The sequence below is a fragment of the Nocardia sp. NPDC051990 genome (assembly GCF_040680755.1).
Lineage (GTDB): Bacteria > Actinomycetota > Actinomycetes > Mycobacteriales > Mycobacteriaceae > Nocardia.
Genome location: NZ_JBFAXH010000004.1, coordinates 463172 through 478409, shown reverse-complemented (window position 1 = coordinate 478409; position 15238 = coordinate 463172). Strand labels below are relative to the sequence as shown.

Here is a 15238-nt window from a genome sequence, read left to right as displayed (position 1 = left end):
TCGATTCCCCTTTCGGACGCCAACCCGGTCGGGTCGGCGAGCTTCGGCACCCTGGTCCGTGATGCCACCGAGCAGATGTCGATGCTGGTGCGGGCCGAGGTCGAGCTGGCCAAGGCCGAGGTAACCGGGGAGATCAAGAAGGGGCTGCAGGGCAGCGTCTATTTCATCCTCGCGCTGACCGTCCTGCTGTTCAGCACCTTCTTCTTTTTCTTCTTCCTCGGCGAGCTGCTCGATGTCTGGCTGGCGCGCTGGGCGGCCTTCCTGATCGTGTTCTTGCTGATGATCGTCGCGACGGCGGTGCTCGCCCTGCTCGGCTATCTGCGGGTCAAGAAACTGCGGGCGCCGGAGAAGACGATCGATTCGCTCAAGCAGGCGCGCACGGTGCTGCCGAGCGGATTCGGCTCGCACGAGGAGCACTTCTCGCTCGAGCAGCCGTCGAAGTAGCCGCCGGGACGGCGCGGCGGCGTCGACTAGGCGGTGGGCCGGACCCCTACTAGGCTCGGTCGGCGTGTCGTCCAATTCGCTTCCCGATCCGTCCAGCGTCCGTTACGACGGTCCGTGGACGCATCGGGACGTGCACGCAAACGGCATTCGCTTCCATGTCGTCGAGGCCGCACCAGACCGTCCGGATGCACCGCTGGTGGTCCTGCTGCACGGATTCGCCGACCTCTGGTGGTCCTGGCGGCATCAGCTGACCGGACTCGCCGAACTCGGCTATCGCGCGGTCGCGGTGGATCTGCGCGGCTACGGCGACAGCGATAAACCGCCGCGCGGCTATGACGGTTGGACGCTGGCCGGTGATGTCGCCGGACTCATTCGTGCCATGGGCTATTCCGAGGCCACGCTGGTCGGACATGCCGACGGTGGACTCGTGTGCTGGACGACCGCGGTGCTGCATCCACGACTGGTGCGCTCGATCGCGGTGGTGAGCTCCCCGCATCCGGCCGCGCTGAAGAGCGCGGTGCTGCGGGATCGGCGTCAGCGGCGCACCTGGCTGCCACATTTCCTGCGCTATCAGCTGCCACGCTACGGCGAACATCTGCTGACCACCGGCGACGGCTTGGAGGTCGAACGGCTGCTGCGCCAGCGGGTGAGCCGAACCTGGTCGGGCACCGCCGAATTCATCGAAACGGCCGATCGGATGCGCACGGCGATCCAGATTCCGGGTGTGGCGCACTGTGCGCTGGAATACCAACGCTGGGCCTTCCGCAGCCAGTGGCGTCCGGACGGTCGGCGGTTCATGGCCACCATGCGGGTGCCGATCCGTATTCCGGTGCTCGCCATGCGCGGTGAACTCGACGGCTACATCCTGCCCGCGACCTTCCAGCGCGGCCGGAGGTTGTCACCGCAGCGGCGACAGGTCGTGATTCCGGGCGCGGGTCATTTTGCGCACCAAGAGAATCCGGAGGCCGTCACAATGGAGCTGGCCAAGCTGCTCGGATAGCCGGTCTCGCGTCCACCTAGCAGGCAAACCGATCCGACAATGTTTCGATCGTCATCGAATTCGTCGGCGTCACTGAGCAAATTCGCCCGACAGGTAGCCAACCGGGTGCATCGGCCGCGGACCCGATGCACCATCGGTATTCAGCTCAGCACACAGGCACCGGTCTGGACTGCCGCAACCGCATCGGGGGCAGCATCTAGTTGCTTACGAACCTCAGCCAGCGTCAGCACATATCCCGTGTCATCGTCGGTTACCGCCGCACCGAACACGATGCCGAGTACCTGTCCCTCCGTATCCACAAGCGGCCCACCCGAATTTCCTGCCCGCACCTGGCCACGAACCGTGTAGACCTCGCGCTCGACGGTGCCGTTGCGATAGATCGTCGGGCCCGTCAAGTCCAGCGTCTCGCGAACTCGGGCAGCACTGGCGGTGTACCGACCGCCACCGGGGTAGCCAAGCACGATAGCGCTGTCTCCGGAGCGCGCTGGCGTAGGCGCGGTGGGGATCACGGGCGCGGTGAGCCACGGTACCGCGAGCACCGCGACATCCTTGGACGGATCGAACAAGACAACGGTGGCATTCAGTGGCCCGTTGGCGGCGTCAACTGTGATGCTGGTGGTCCCCGCGACGACGTGAGCGTTGGTAACAATCCGTTCGGGCGCGATCACGAAGCCCGAGCCCTCGAGCGCCCGCTGACAGCTCGGCGCCACGCCGCGGATGCGCAGCACGCTCTGTTGCAGCGAGGCCGCCACCGGACTGGCGAGCACGCCGGGATCCGGCGGTTCGACCGCCGCGATCGGCGCGCGACCGAACGGACCGATGACATCCGGCAGCCCGGAAGTGTTGAGCAGTTTGGAGAATTCGTTCGGCAGCCGCCGCAGCCAATTCGGCGAGACCTCGTTGACATCGGCGAGCACCTTCGAACCGTTGATGGCCGCGGCGATGGCCGGTTGGGACGAGGTGGCCAGCGGTAGCGCCAGCAGCCACGCGGTGACCAGCACCGCGACCGCCTGCAGTACCGCGCCGACGACGCTGTCCACACTGCGGGTGAACGGATGCCGCATACCGCCGCGCGCGGCCCGCCCGAGCACCATGCCCGCGACCTCACCCACAATGACCAGCAGCACGATCAACAGCACGCCGGTGAGCACCCGTGGTCTGCCCTCGTCGACGTGGATCAGAATGTGCGGCGCGATGAGAATGCCCGCGACCGCGCCGAGTACGACGCCGAGGAAGGCCAGCGCGGAAGCCACCGCACCCTGCCGCCAACCGGAAGAGGCGGCAAGCAGCGCGAGCAGCACCACGGCGATATCGAGCCAACCCGATGAACTCATAACGTCATCCCTACGGCCGCCAGCGCGGACTCCAGATCGCGAACATCGCTGTGGTCCCAGGCCCGTTCCCACCCGGCGGCTCTGCAGATGCCCGCCAGAATGCCGCCGGTCAAGCCCCACACCAGCATTCCGTCCACCTGGAATGCCGGACTCTTGTAGCCAAGGCTGCCGCGCACCATGAAGCGATTCGCCGGTTCGAGCAGATCGGCGAGCGGCACCCGCACGACGCGTTCGGTCTCGGTGTGATTGACCACGCGGACCTGCCTCGGGGTACGCCAATAGGCCACCACCGGGGTCACATCGAATCGGGACGGGGGCACGAACAGCTTGGGCAGTATGGCAAAGGGTTCGACGCCCTCGCGTGCAAGCCCGGTTTCCTCGCAGGCCTCGCGCAGGGCGGTATCGATCGGTCCGGAGTCGCCGGGATCGACGGCTCCGCCGGGAAAGGCGACCTGACCGCGGTGCTGGCGCATGGTGGACGCGCGCTGGGTGAGCAGCACATCCGCATCGGCGGGCAGCCCGCCCCGCGCCTCGGTATCGGTTTCGGGCGAACCGCTGAACAGCACGAGCACGGCCGCCTGCCGCGGCGGGGTATGCACCGTCGTGGCCCGCCGGATCGCGCGCGCCAAGGACAGCGTGTCGCTGGAATCGGTATTCGGGTCCGCCGCTCGATGCAGCCACCGCGGGATGCTGTCCGGCACGGGGATCTCGGTCATGCCGCAACTCCCAAACTGTTCGCGACAGTATCGGCGATATCGTCGACGCCGTTGAAGGCGCGCACCACCACCTCGGCGACCGAACCGTCCGCACGCAACAGCACCGATACCGGCAGCACCGCGGGCGCACCGACCGCGGTACGCACCTTGGCGCGCGGGTCGAGGACGCCGGGCAGTGTCACCTTCAAGTCGGTCAGCAGCGCGAGCGCCCTCGCCTCATCCGGATCGCTGTGCACGGTCAGCACGGTAATCGCGTTCGCGGCCCGTCGCGCGTACTCCTGCACATCCGGCAACTCCTTGGCGCACGGTCCACACCAGTACGCCCACAGATTCAGCAGTGCCGGTTTGCCCGCGAGCGCGGCCGCCAGATCGACCGGTTTGCCGTCGGATAGACAGGTCAGCGCGAGTCCGGCAAGCGGCCCGCGTCCCACCGCATCCGCGGCGGGCGCCGGACAATTCGCGAGCCCGGCGGCCGTGCGCGCCTCGACCGAGGCGCTTGCGAGGGAATTCGCCGAATGGTCGCCGCTCGTCGCGGTGTCGTCGTTATCGCGGGGCCATAGTGCGACCGCCAAGGCCACCACGGTGATCAACCCTGCCAGCGCCAAACGCGCCACGACAGGTATTCGTCTCACCGGCCCACCAGCTCGAGCAGATGCTCTGTCTCGGGACCCTTCACCAGCTTGGCTGCGGTTTCCGGATCGGTCGGCCCGACCCCGAACGATGGGCAATCCTTGGCCAGAATGCAGACACCGCATGCGGGTTTGCGGGCATGGCAGACCCGGCGCCCGTGGAAAATGACGCGATGGGACAGCATTGTCCATTCCTTGCGTTCGATCAGCTCGCCGATGGCGCGTTCGACCTTCACCGGATCTTCCTCGGTGGTCCAGGCCCACCGGCGCACCAGCCGGCCGAAATGAGTGTCGACCGTAATGCCGGGCACACCGAAGGCATTGCCGAGGATGACGTTGGCAGTCTTGCGGCCGATGCCGGGCAATTGCACCAGTTCGTCGAGGGTGTGAGGCAATTCACCATCGAAGCGTTCGACCAGTGCCTGCCCGAGGCCGATCAGCGAACTGGTCTTATTACGGAAAAACCCGGTCGGCCGAATGTATTCCTCCAGCTCGGCGCGGTTTGCCTCGGCATAGGCGCGGGCGTCCGGATACTTGGCGAACAGCGCGGGTGTGGTCATATTCACCCGCTCATCGGTGCACTGCGCGGAAAGTATTGTCGCAACCGCCAATTCGAGCGGTGTCGTGAAATCGAGCTCACAGTGCGCGCCCGGAAAAGCCACCGCCAGAATGCGGTTCATCCGGCGGGCCCTTCGGGTCAGGCCGAGCGGGGTTTCCGCTTGTCGCGCTCGGGATTTGCGCTTGGAAACGGGGACCGCGGCGGGTTGCGCATCGGTCGCCTCGGGGGCAGCCGCAGGCCCGCTCACGGGAGCTATGGAGGGGGAGACACGCACGCGTCCACCATACGGAACCAGCCCACAACGGTGCTCTCCCAGATCTCTTGCCGTGTTCCATCTGAGACCTAGACCGTGTTTACTGCTCGTCATGCAAGGACTCGCTGTGGTGCTCTTCCCAGTGGTGCTGATGCTGTTTGCACTGGGCATGGAGCGGGTCGAGAATCGGCTCCGCAACCTTCTCGAACCTGACGAAGAGGTTCAGCAGTACCTGGACAAGGCAAGCAACGCCGAAGTAAAGGAGCTGACCAAGCTCGGACTGCCCGCCGCGGTGGCACGGATGCGTAGGCGCCGTTCCCGTGGCGAAGAATTGGATGTCGCTCGCGCGAGCTGAATCCCCTACCAATCGCCGCCTGGTATGCCGCGCAATCCACTCGTTACGTGGTGACTGTCACTACGCTGCCGTAATGCCGCGTAGACTGCGCTGTTGGCCGATTCGCTTCGGTCCAGGACAGAGCCATTTCCCATAAGGAGCACATTCGTGGACGAGGCCCTCGCCAGAGCAGGCATCTTCCAAGGCGTAGAGCCCACCGCGGTGGCGGCTCTAGCCAAACAACTCCAGCCCGTGGACTTTCCGCGCGGGCATGTCATCTTCAACGAGGGCGAGCCCGGCGACCGGTTGTACATCATCACCTCCGGAAAGGTGAAAATCGGACGGCGTTCCCCGGACGGCAGGGAAAACCTGCTGACCATCATGGGTCCGTCGGATATGTTCGGCGAGCTGTCGATCTTCGACCCGGGTCCGCGCACCTCGACCGCTACCACCGTGACCGAGGTCCGTGCAGTCACCATGGACCGTGACGCACTCAAATCCTGGATCGACCAGCGGCCCGAGATCGCCGAGCAACTGCTCCGCGTTCTCGCTCGCCGCTTGCGCCGCACCAACAACAACCTGGCCGACCTGATCTTCACCGACGTCCCCGGCCGGGTCGCCAAGGCGTTGCTACAGCTCGCGCAGCGGTTCGGTACCCAGGAGGCCGGTGCGCTGCGGGTCACCCACGACCTCACGCAGGAAGAGATCGCGCAGCTGGTAGGCGCCTCCCGCGAGACCGTGAACAAGGCACTCGCCGACTTCGCGCACCGCGGCTGGCTCCGGCTGGAGGGCAAGAGTGTGCTGATCTCCGACTCCGAGCGCCTGGCCCGCCGCGCACGCTGACGCTCGAAACCTATCGGCGACCGGGCACCTGACCGCCGAGCAGACGCGTCGCGGCCGATAGACGCCGCGAAACCTGAACGCGAAAGCGCGCTGAGTTCATTTATCACATGAACTCAGCGCGCTTCGGTGTGCTGCGATCTAGTCAGTTCTGCTCGGCGCGCAGATACTCCAACTGCGCCTGCACCGAACTGCGTGCGGCCGGCCACAGCCGCTTGTCGACATCGGCGTAGACCTTGCGCACCACCGACATCGCACCGGCATTCGGCCCGAGTACGCGCAATGCCTCCCGCACCTGATCCAGCCGCTCCTGACGGTGCGCGATGTAGTACCGCGCGATCGGTTCCAGATCGGGATGATCCGGACCGTGTGCGGGCAGCAACGCGCGTCCCGCACCGACCTCGACCAGCTTGTCCAGCGATGCCAGGTAATCGGCGAGGGCGCCATCGCTGGCATCGAGCACGGTGGTGCCGAAGCCGAGGATGGTGTCACCGGTCAACACGGCATCGTCGAGGACGAAACTCACCGAATCCTTGGTGTGGCCGGGGGTGTCCAGGACGGTGATCCGCAGCCCGGCGGCCTCGATCACCTCGCCGTCGACCAGCGGCGCAGCGGAACCGCGCAGGAAATCGGCGGTTCCGGCCCGCACCGGCGTACCCGTCAACTCGACCAAGCGGTCGATACCACCGGTGTGGTCATGATGCCGGTGGGTGATCAGGGTGAGCGCGATATTGCCGTCGGTGGCGCGGGCGATCGCCTCGCTGTGCGCCTTATCCTTCGGTCCCGGATCGACCACGACGTAATCCGATTGTCCCAGCGCGCGCAGCAGCCAGGTATTGGTGCCCTCCAGCGTCATCTGGCCGGGATTGTCCGCGAGTACGACCGCCGCGGTCGGCGTGACCTGCCGCAGCTGGCCGTATGCGGGATGGGTGAGCGTCATCGGATACCCCAGTCGATCGAAATCCTAGCCGTAGCGACTGTTTGCAGGTCGCTCGAAATGGTCTGCTTCGAACCTGTTTAGCGCACTTCGGCGATCAGTTCGACCTCGACGGGGGTGTTGCGGGGCAGTTCGGCGACGCCGACCGCGGAGCGCGCGTGCACGCCCGCATCACCGAAGACCGCACCGAGCAATTCCGAGGCACCATTGATGACCTGCGGCTGATCGGTGAATCCAGGTGCGGAGGCGACGAATCCGACGACCTTGACAATGCGCACCACCGCGTCGAGCCCGACCAGATCATGCACCGCGGCGATCGCGTTCAACGCGCACAACTTGGCCGCCTCGTTGGCCTGTTCGAGCGAGACCTCGGCGCCGACCTTGCCGGTCGCCGAGAGCTGCCCGTCCACGAACGGCAGCTGGCCGGAGGTGTAGACGAGCGAACCGGTGCGGATCGCCGGAATGTAGGCGGCGACCGGGGCGACGACCGGCGGCAGGGTAAGGCCGAGCTGGGCGAGGTTCTTCTCCCACTGGGTCATAAGTGCAAGTCCCTTCGATTATTTGGGGCGCTTGAGGTAGGCGACGTGCTGTTCACCGGTCGGACCGGGTAGTACGGTCACCAGCTCCCAGCCATCGGCACCCCACTGGTCCAGGATCTGCTTGGTCGCATGCGTCAACAGCGGAACGGTGGCGTACTCCCACACCTTCGATTCACTCATGACTGTAACTTTGGCAGCGCCTACGGCGCTGTGTGTTCGCGGGCTCTGTTTTTGGCCGCGCGGGCGCGGCGGGTGCTGTGTTTGATTTGCCGCGCCTACGGCGCGACCCGTTCGCGGCCCCCTGCTGTCTCGCGTCCGACCCTTTCGAGCGACCTGCAAGCAGTCCGCTAGCGGCGCCGTCGAGACTCGCGACTTCGTCGCATGCGCTTCGACGACTCGGCTGTGTTCGATGGCCGCGCCTTCGTGCGGATGCGAGACGGGCCGCGAACGTCGCTGGTAAGACTCACTCGGTCGTGGCCGATTAGCAGGAACCTGATCTTGCGGCCCCGCTACGCCCTGCCGTCTGAGACGGAATCCCTGGAAAATGAGGCACTGACCATATTGCTGGGGCGCGTCCACATAACGGGTTATAGGCTCGCGATCGTGGGAGTACCAACAGCAGTGCCCATTTCGGCGGAGCCGGGGCCGGAAACGGGTTGGCCGGAGCGCGCGGATAACGCCCGCTTGCACTATGTCTCGGGCAAGGGAGGAACCGGTAAGTCGACGGTCGCCGCCGCGCTGGCACTCGCACTGGCCGCCGGTGGGCGGCGGGTGCTGTTGGTCGAGGTGGAGAGCAGGCAGTCCATTGCCCAGCTGTTCGATCTGCCGCCGCTGCCGCCCACCGAAACCAGAATCGCCACCGCGGACGGCGGCGGTGAAGTGGTAGCGCTCGCACTCGATATCGAGCACGCCTTCCTCGAATACCTCGATATGTTCTACAACTTGGGCTTCGCCGGGCGGGCGATGCGCCGGGTCGGCGCCGTCGAATTCGTCACCACGATCGCACCCGGTCTGCGCGATGTCATACTGACCGGAAAGATCAAGGAATGCGCGGTCCGGCTGGATAAGCAGGGCAAGCCCGTATTCGACGAAATCGTTGTCGACGCACCGCCGACCGGACGGATCGCCAGCTTCCTCGATGTCACCCAGGCCATGGCCGAGGTGGCCAAGGGCGGACCGATCGCCTCGCAGGCTGAGGGCGTCTCGAACCTGCTGCACTCCGATCAGACGATGATCCACCTGGTCACCCTGTTGGAGGCGCTGCCGGTGCAGGAGACCGCTGACGCCGTCGCCGAACTCACCGCCAATGACCTGCGGATCGGCACCGTCATTGTGAACCGGGCGACCAAGGGCCAACTCCCGGCGGAGGTGCGAAATATGGCCGCACAGGGCGATATCGATCGCGACGCCATTCTCGCTGGACTCACCGAGGCCGGAATTTCCCTGTCGGACCAGGACTTCCAGGGCCTGATCACCGAAACCGTCGAGCATTCGGCCACATTGCGGGCACAGGACGAAAGCGCCGCCGAACTCGCGAAAGTGAATGTATCGCGAATGTATCTGCCCGCACTCGCCGACGGCATGGATCTCGGTGGCATTTATGAACTCGCCGAACATCTGAGCAAGCAGGGGGTCCGGTGAGTAATCCGAATGTGGCCGCACCACTGGATATTTCGAGCATCATCGCCGACCCCAACGCGCGGGTGGTGGTCTGCTGCGGCTCGGGTGGCGTCGGTAAGACGACTACCGCGGCGGCGATCGGGTTACGCGCGGCCGAGCAGGGCCGCAAGGTTGTGGTGCTCACCATCGACCCGGCACGGCGGCTGGCCCAGTCACTCGGCGTCGCCGATCTGGACAACACCCCGCAGCGGGTGGCCCTCGGCCCGGAGGCCAAGGGCGAATTGCACGCGATGATGCTCAATATGCGGCGCACCTTCGACGATATGGTGCTCGAGCACACCAGTCCGGAGAAGGCGGAGCAGATTTTCGCCAACCCCTTCTATCAGACGGTCGCCTCCTCCTTCGGCGGCACACAGGAATACATGGCGATGGAGAAGCTCGGCCAGTTGGCCGGGCGCAAGGAGTGGGACCTGATCGTGGTCGACACTCCCCCGTCCCGCAATGCCCTCGACTTCCTCGATGCGCCGAAGCGGCTCGGAAACTTCCTGAACGGCAGGATGATCCGGGTCATCATGGCTCCCGGTCGCGGTGTCACCCGGTTGGTGACGGGTGCGATGAGCCTGGCGGTGCGCGCGGTATCGACCATTGTCGGCGGCCAGATGCTCAAGGACGCATCGAATTTCCTGCAGTCGCTGGAGTCGCTGTTCGGTGGTTTCCAGGATCGCGCGGACCGCACCTACGCGATGCTGTCCAAGCCGGGCACGCACTTTCTGGTGGTCGCGGCCCCAGAACAGGATGCTTTACGCGAGGCGTCCTTCTTCGTCGACCGTCTCTCGACCGAGCGCATGCCGCTGGCTGGACTGGTCTTGAACCGGACCCATCCGGTACTCAGCTCCCTGTCCGCCGATCACGCGCAGACCGCCGCCGATCAGCTGGCCGAATCCGATCCGCTGACCGCCGCGGTGCTGCACATCCACGCCAAGCGGGTCGCCACCGCGAAACGCGAACAGCATCTGCTGCATCGGTTCACCGGTGCGCATCCGAGGGTGCCGATCGCCTCGGTGACCGCGCTGCCCTTCGAAGTCTCGGATCTAGAGGCGTTGCGTGCCGTCGGCGCACAACTCACCGATGCGCACCCGGTCGAGATGATCGTTTGAGGCGTGATGGGCGGCGAAATCGACTGCGCCACCGCGTCATGCTGATGTTGGATTGATATAAACCCGTTAACGAAACCGAGCCCGCAATCGCGGGCTCGGTTTCATTCCAGGGTTAGATTGCGATCTGATGTTGACGCTGAGCTTGGAAGAAGTCCGCCCAGGACGTCACCTCCGGGTGCTGCTTGAGCAGCGCACGACGCTGCCGTTCGGTCATTCCACCCCACACGCCGAATTCGACTCGATTGTCGAGCGCGTCGGCCCCACACTGCATCAACACCGGGCAGTGCCTGCAGATCGTCGCCGCCTTGCGCTGCGCTGCGCCGCGGACGAACAGTTGATCAGGGTCTACTTCCTTGCATCGGGCCTGGGCAACCCAGGCGATCCTTGCTTCGGCCTGCTCCACGTCCAATCGAGCGATGGGGGTTGTCATGTGCATTTGGTGTGCCCCTTTGCAGTCCGAACACCGGGTCAACGGCGCTCCAGAATCGCGTGTCAGTGTCGCAGCAACCCAAACCCCGCCGCGAACTACACCACATTCCACTTTGAGTGTTAGCTCTATCACACTGGGTTCTCAATCTAGGTAAAGGTATAGCCTCTGCGCAAGACCGTCCCGAGACTTTTTGGTACGTCCGTCCCTGCAACCGTGATCTAGAACCGGGCGGTCGACTCGACCCATGGCTCGCCCCTCCGCGACACGCCGGAATCCGTCGTGCGACACGCCCAATGGAACATTCGAACTCCAGTATCCGAGCAACTCGCAAACACACCCGAGAGCGCCGGATCGGCACCCCGTAGTCTGGGTCCGTGCCGATCACACATACGCTCGCGAGGCTGGCCGGCAGCTGTGCGCTGGCCGCCGTGCTCGTCGCCGGGTTGTTGTTCCCTCTCGCAGGCGGTTTCGGGTTCGTCTCCAACCGCGCCGCCGATGCCGTCGACAATGTGTCCGCGGAGTTGGTGGAGGGCACTGTCCCGGCCGTCTCGACCATGGTCGACGCGAACGGAACGCCCATCGCCTGGCTATACGAGCAGCGCCGCTTCGAGGTCCCCAGCGACAAGATCTCCAACGATATGAAGTTGGCGATCGTCTCCATCGAGGACCGGCGCTTCGCTGACCACGCGGGTGTGGACTGGACAGGCACCATGCGCGCGTTCGTCACCAATACGAGCAGCGGCGAGGTTCAACAGGGTGCGTCCACCCTCGATCAGCAGTACGTGAAGAACTTCCAACTGCTGGTTGTCGCGAAGACCGATGCCGAGCGCCGGGCCGCCATCGAGACCACCCCCGCGCGCAAGCTGCGCGAGATCCGGATGGCGCTCACCCTGGACCGGGAGTTGACCAAGGACGAGATCCTCACCCGGTACCTGAATCTCGTCCCGTTCGGTAACTCCTCCTATGGAATCCAGGACGCGGCGCAGACCTACTTCGGCGTCGACGCCGCGAATCTGAATGTGCCGCAGTCGGCGATGCTCGCGGGCATCGTGCAGTCCAGCTCGAAGCTGAATCCCTACACCAATCCCGAGGGTGTGACGCAGCGGCGCAATACCGTGTTGGACACGCTGATCCAGAACATCCCCAGCCGCGCCGAGGAATTCCGCAAGGCCAAGTCCGAACCGCTCGGCGTGCTCCCCGAGCCCAAAGGCCTGCCGCGCGGCTGCATCGCCGCCAACGATCGCGGTTTCTTCTGCGACTACGCGCTGCAGTATCTGGCCGATGCCGGTATCAGCCGCGAGCAGATCAATACCGGTGGCTACACGATCAAGACGACGCTCGATCCGGCGCTGCAGGATTCGGTGAAACGCTCGGTCACCGAGGCCGCGAACCCGAACCTCGACGACATCGCGCAGGTGATGTCGGTGGTGGGCCCCGGCCATGATTCGCATCCGGTGCTCGCGATGGCCAGTAGCCGCACCTACGGACTGAATCGCAACGCCAACGAAACGGTGCAGCCGCAGCCGTATTCGATGGTTGGTGACGGCGCTGGCTCGATTTTCAAGATCTTTACCACGGCCGCGGCCATGGAAAAGGGCCTCGGTATCGACGCCCAACTCGACGTGCCTGGACGGTTCGAGGCAAAGGGCATGGGTAACGGTGGTGCGCGCGGCTGTCCGCCCGCCACCTACTGCGTGCAGAACGCGGGTAACTACAAGTCGCCGATGTCGGTGACCGAGGCACTGGCCACCTCGCCGAATACCGCGTTCGTCAAGCTGATCCAGGCCGTCGGGGTCACCCCGACCGTCGATATGGCGGTGCGCCTCGGAATGCGCTCCTACACCGAGGCGGGCACCTCGGGCCACGGCAACCAGAGCCTGGCCGACATGATCAAGGAGCAGAACCTCGGCTCGTTCACCCTCGGCCCGGTCGCGATCAACCCGCTCGAGTTGTCGAATGTGGCCGCCACCCTGGGTTCCGGCGGCAAGTGGTGCCCGCCGTCACCGATCAAGGAAGTGCTCGACCGCGACAACAAGCCGGTGCCGCTCACGCAGCAGGCGTGTGAACAGGTCGTCGATCCGGGGCTGGCGAACACTCTGGCCAATGCGATGAGCAAGGACGACATCAGCGGTACCGCGGCCGGCGCGGCGCAGGCGACCGGCTGGAACCAGCCGCTGTCGGCCAAGACGGGAACCACCGAGAGCCACCGCTCCTCTGCGTTCCTCGGCTTCACCAACTCGATGGCGGCCGCCGCCTATGTCTACGGCGACAGCCCGACACCCGGTGAGATCTGCTCGTTCCCGCTACGCGGCTGTGGCGACGGCAATCTCTTCGGTGGTAACGAACCCGCTCGCACCTGGTTCAACGCGATCAAACCGGTGCTCGGGAACTTCCCGCCACCCGCACTGCCACCACTGGACGACAAGTATGTGCGCGGATCCAATCAGGCCCAGGTCCCCGATGTCACGGGCATGACGCAAGGTCAGGCCACCGCCGCGCTGACGGCCGCGGGCTTCCAGGTCTCGTCGGTGAACGGCGTCGGTGCGCCGCCGAAGGGGACTGTGCTCGGGGCCGCGCCGAATGGTTCGGCGATTCCCGGGTCGGTGATCACGATCTACATCAGCGATGGGACGGAACGGGCGCCGGCACCGGCACCCGGACCTGCGCCGGTGCCCGGACTTCCGGTTCCCGGCATTCCCAGCATTCCGGGATTCCCTAGTATTCCGGGATTCCCAGTACCTCGATAACCAGCACCTCGCCAATGCGAAAGCCGCCGACCCGGATCCCGGATCGGCGGCTTTCGCCTATCGGTGGCTACAGGCGCGACTTCACGGCAGCCGAGAGCCGGGAGCCATCGGCCTTACCGGCGGCGATCGCGGTGGCGACCTTCATGACCTGGCCCATCTGCCGCATGCCCGGCCGCTCGCCGAGTTCTTGGGCGACCTGCGCGATGGCGGTATCGGCGACATCGGCGACCTCGGCGTCGGTCAGCTGCGTCGGCAGATATTCATCAATGATGCGCGCCTCGGCATGTTCGTTGGCGGCCAGTTCGCCACGCCCGGCCTGGGCGTAGACCTCGGCCGACTCGCTGCGCTTCTTCGCCTCTTTCTGCAGCACGGCAATAACCTCGGCGTCGGAGAGCTCACGTGCCTGCGAGCCCGCGACCTCCGCGGTCTGGATGGCGGCCAGCAGCATCCTCAGGGTGGCGAGGCGCAGCGTGTCCTTGGCTTTCATTGCGGCGGTCATATCCGCACGCAGCTGCGATTTGAGTTCCGACATGTGCCACACGGTAGCCGTTTCCCCGTTCCCGGCCCACTACATTCGGCGCTCGACCCGAATTCGGCACACTCGCCGTAACGACTGCTTGCAGATCGCCCGAAACAACCAGCCGACCGCTTGTGCGGAAACACACTCGGCGTTCCGCACCAGGGTCACCTATGCTGGGCAAATGCCCGTAATCTCGACCTCCGCCATCCGACGAACCGCGTTGGGAGCCGCCGGGGCCGCGGTGGCCGGTATCGGCTACGCCTCGCTGATCGAACGAAACGCCTTCGTACTGCGCGAGGCCACGATGCCTGTCCTACAGCCGGGCTCGTCGTCGCTACGGGTACTGCATATCAGCGATCTGCACATGATGCCTGGTCAGAAGCTCATGCAGCAGTGGCTGCGGGAGCTGGATCGGCTGGAGCCGGATCTGGTCGTCAATACCGGGGACAATCTCTCGCACCAGAAATCGGTGCCCGCGGTGGTCCAGGCCCTCGGCGGATTGCTTTCCCGCCCAGGCCTTTTCGTTTTCGGCAGCAATGACTATTTCGCGCCGGTACCGAAGAATCCGGCGAAATACTTCAAAAAGGATCACCGCCGGGTGTACGGCGCTCCGCTGCCGTGGAAGGACCTGCGCGCGGCATTCACCGAGCGGGGCTGGCTGGATCTGACCCACGTCCGCCGTGACGTCGAGGTCGCGGGGATTCGAATCGCGAGCGCGGGCGTCGACGATCCGCATCTGCAGCGCGACCGGTACGACACTATCGCGGGTGCGCCCAACCCGCTCGCCGTGCTGAGCATCGGCCTGACCCACTCCCCCGAACCCCGGGTGCTGGACCGTTTCGCCGAGGACGGTTACAACCTGGTCATGGCCGGACATACGCACGGCGGTCAGCTGTGCCTGCCCGGATACGGCGCGCTGGTCACCAACTGCGGTATCGACCGCTCGCGGGTGAAGGGCTCGTCCAAGTGGGGCGCACACACCCAACTGCATGTCTCCGCTGGTCTGGGCACCTCGCCGTGGGCGCCATACCGCTTCTGCTGCCGCCCCGAGGCGACGCTGCTAACCCTGGTCGCCGCACCGCCGATGCGTCCCAATACCGATAGCGGACAGGGCGTTTCACCCTCGGAAGCCATCGCACGCTGAGGTCCGCTAAGGTCCTTTGCCGAGACTGACGTCAG

The 15238-nt window shown here is 65.4% G+C and carries 17 protein-coding genes; 8 read left to right on the top strand and 9 right to left on the bottom strand.

Annotation, left to right across the window (positions count from 1 at the left end):
* Positions 1-3 precede the first annotated feature (3 nt).
* Both AB0L63_RS11380 and AB0L63_RS11375 read left to right on the top strand, forming a co-directional pair.
* On the top strand, positions 4-444 hold the full coding sequence (locus tag AB0L63_RS11380; RefSeq protein WP_364498245.1) for a phage holin family protein: 441 nt from the start codon (positions 4-6) through the stop codon (positions 442-444).
* A gap of 64 nt (positions 445-508) precedes the next feature.
* Positions 509-1444 carry an alpha/beta hydrolase gene (locus AB0L63_RS11375; RefSeq protein WP_364497983.1) on the top strand — a complete coding sequence of 312 codons (936 nt, stop codon included), beginning with the start codon at positions 509-511 and terminating at the stop codon, positions 1442-1444.
* 140 nt (positions 1445-1584) lie between these two features.
* Here AB0L63_RS11375 and AB0L63_RS11370 read toward each other — a convergent pair whose 3' ends face one another.
* From AB0L63_RS11370 to nth, 4 genes are read right to left on the bottom strand one after another with little or no spacing between them, the layout of a single operon-like run.
* The gene (locus AB0L63_RS11370; RefSeq protein ID WP_364497981.1) at positions 1585-2778 is read right to left on the bottom strand and encodes a MarP family serine protease; all 1194 of its coding nucleotides are present in this window, start codon (positions 2776-2778) and stop codon (positions 1585-1587) included.
* Complete coding sequence (locus AB0L63_RS11365) at positions 2775-3494, bottom strand: CoA pyrophosphatase (protein WP_364497980.1); 720 nt, start codon at positions 3492-3494, stop codon at positions 2775-2777. Before AB0L63_RS11365 ends, AB0L63_RS11370 begins: the two co-directional genes overlap by 4 nt.
* Positions 3491-4117 (bottom strand): TlpA disulfide reductase family protein, encoded by a 627-nt coding sequence (locus AB0L63_RS11360; RefSeq protein ID WP_364498242.1) that lies wholly within the window; start codon positions 4115-4117, stop codon positions 3491-3493. Before AB0L63_RS11360 ends, AB0L63_RS11365 begins: the two co-directional genes overlap by 4 nt.
* Before the next feature lie 5 nt (positions 4118-4122).
* On the bottom strand, positions 4123-4824 hold the full coding sequence (nth, locus tag AB0L63_RS11355) for an endonuclease III (RefSeq protein WP_364498240.1): 702 nt from the start codon (positions 4822-4824) through the stop codon (positions 4123-4125).
* A gap of 223 nt (positions 4825-5047) precedes the next feature.
* On the opposite strand from nth, the gene AB0L63_RS11350 reads away from it, so the two are divergent.
* Positions 5048-5290, top strand: coding sequence for a hypothetical protein (locus AB0L63_RS11350; RefSeq protein ID WP_364497978.1), 243 nt, complete (start codon positions 5048-5050; stop codon positions 5288-5290).
* A gap of 147 nt (positions 5291-5437) precedes the next feature.
* Positions 5438-6112 carry a Crp/Fnr family transcriptional regulator gene (locus AB0L63_RS11345; RefSeq protein WP_011206875.1) on the top strand — a complete coding sequence of 225 codons (675 nt, stop codon included), beginning with the start codon at positions 5438-5440 and terminating at the stop codon, positions 6110-6112.
* A 142-nt stretch (positions 6113-6254) separates the two neighbouring features.
* On the opposite strand, the gene AB0L63_RS11340 is transcribed toward AB0L63_RS11345, so the two are convergent.
* The 3 genes from AB0L63_RS11340 to AB0L63_RS11330 form a co-directional block, all read right to left on the bottom strand.
* Complete coding sequence (locus AB0L63_RS11340; RefSeq protein ID WP_364497976.1) at positions 6255-7049, bottom strand: MBL fold metallo-hydrolase; 795 nt, start codon at positions 7047-7049, stop codon at positions 6255-6257.
* A gap of 77 nt (positions 7050-7126) precedes the next feature.
* The gene (locus AB0L63_RS11335; RefSeq protein ID WP_364497973.1) at positions 7127-7585 is read right to left on the bottom strand and encodes a RidA family protein; all 459 of its coding nucleotides are present in this window, start codon (positions 7583-7585) and stop codon (positions 7127-7129) included.
* Between the two features lie 18 nt (positions 7586-7603).
* Positions 7604-7765: a DUF4177 domain-containing protein gene (locus tag AB0L63_RS11330; protein WP_364497970.1), complete on the bottom strand. Its 162-nt coding sequence runs from the start codon at positions 7763-7765 to the stop codon at positions 7604-7606.
* A 441-nt stretch (positions 7766-8206) separates the two neighbouring features.
* On the opposite strand from AB0L63_RS11330, the gene AB0L63_RS11325 reads away from it, so the two are divergent.
* A complete protein-coding gene (locus AB0L63_RS11325) occupies positions 8207-9226 on the top strand; it encodes an ArsA-related P-loop ATPase (RefSeq protein ID WP_364498237.1) in 1020 nt (339 codons plus the stop codon).
* Positions 9223-10362 (top strand): ArsA family ATPase, encoded by a 1140-nt coding sequence (locus AB0L63_RS11320; protein ID WP_364497967.1) that lies wholly within the window; start codon positions 9223-9225, stop codon positions 10360-10362. Before AB0L63_RS11325 ends, AB0L63_RS11320 begins: the two co-directional genes overlap by 4 nt.
* A gap of 112 nt (positions 10363-10474) precedes the next feature.
* On the opposite strand, the gene AB0L63_RS11315 is transcribed toward AB0L63_RS11320, so the two are convergent.
* Positions 10475-10798 (bottom strand): WhiB family transcriptional regulator, encoded by a 324-nt coding sequence (locus tag AB0L63_RS11315; protein WP_040686051.1) that lies wholly within the window; start codon positions 10796-10798, stop codon positions 10475-10477.
* Positions 10799-11166: 368 nt separating this feature from the next.
* Between AB0L63_RS11315 and AB0L63_RS11310 the strand changes: the two genes are divergently transcribed.
* Positions 11167-13539 carry a penicillin-binding protein gene (locus tag AB0L63_RS11310; protein WP_364497964.1) on the top strand — a complete coding sequence of 791 codons (2373 nt, stop codon included), beginning with the start codon at positions 11167-11169 and terminating at the stop codon, positions 13537-13539.
* A 67-nt stretch (positions 13540-13606) separates the two neighbouring features.
* Here the strand turns inward: AB0L63_RS11310 and AB0L63_RS11305 are convergent, their stop codons facing one another.
* Positions 13607-14071 (bottom strand): GatB/YqeY domain-containing protein, encoded by a 465-nt coding sequence (locus tag AB0L63_RS11305; protein WP_364497962.1) that lies wholly within the window; start codon positions 14069-14071, stop codon positions 13607-13609.
* Between the two features lie 169 nt (positions 14072-14240).
* On the opposite strand from AB0L63_RS11305, the gene AB0L63_RS11300 reads away from it, so the two are divergent.
* Positions 14241-15203 (top strand): metallophosphoesterase, encoded by a 963-nt coding sequence (locus AB0L63_RS11300; RefSeq protein ID WP_364497959.1) that lies wholly within the window; start codon positions 14241-14243, stop codon positions 15201-15203.
* Positions 15204-15238 lie beyond the last annotated feature (35 nt).

Bases quoted from the DNA above. Each gene is read 5' to 3' on its own strand.
- AB0L63_RS11305 (WP_364497962.1), bottom strand. From the start codon at position 14,071: ATGTCGGAACTCAAATCGCAGCTGCGTGCGGATATGACCGCCGCAATG.
- AB0L63_RS11350 (WP_364497978.1), top strand. From the start codon at position 5,048: ATGCAAGGACTCGCTGTGGTGCTCTTCCCAGTGGTGCTGATGCTGTTT.
- AB0L63_RS11315 (WP_040686051.1), bottom strand. From the start codon at position 10,798: ATGCACATGACAACCCCCATCGCTCGATTGGACGTGGAGCAGGCCGAA.
- AB0L63_RS11340 (WP_364497976.1), bottom strand. From the start codon at position 7,049: ATGACGCTCACCCATCCCGCATACGGCCAGCTGCGGCAGGTCACGCCG.
- AB0L63_RS11330 (WP_364497970.1), bottom strand. From the start codon at position 7,765: ATGAGTGAATCGAAGGTGTGGGAGTACGCCACCGTTCCGCTGTTGACG.
- AB0L63_RS11365 (WP_364497980.1), bottom strand. From the start codon at position 3,494: ATGACCGAGATCCCCGTGCCGGACAGCATCCCGCGGTGGCTGCATCGA.
- AB0L63_RS11335 (WP_364497973.1), bottom strand. From the start codon at position 7,585: ATGACCCAGTGGGAGAAGAACCTCGCCCAGCTCGGCCTTACCCTGCCG.
- AB0L63_RS11370 (WP_364497981.1), bottom strand. From the start codon at position 2,778: ATGAGTTCATCGGGTTGGCTCGATATCGCCGTGGTGCTGCTCGCGCTG.
- AB0L63_RS11300 (WP_364497959.1), top strand. From the start codon at position 14,241: ATGCCCGTAATCTCGACCTCCGCCATCCGACGAACCGCGTTGGGAGCC.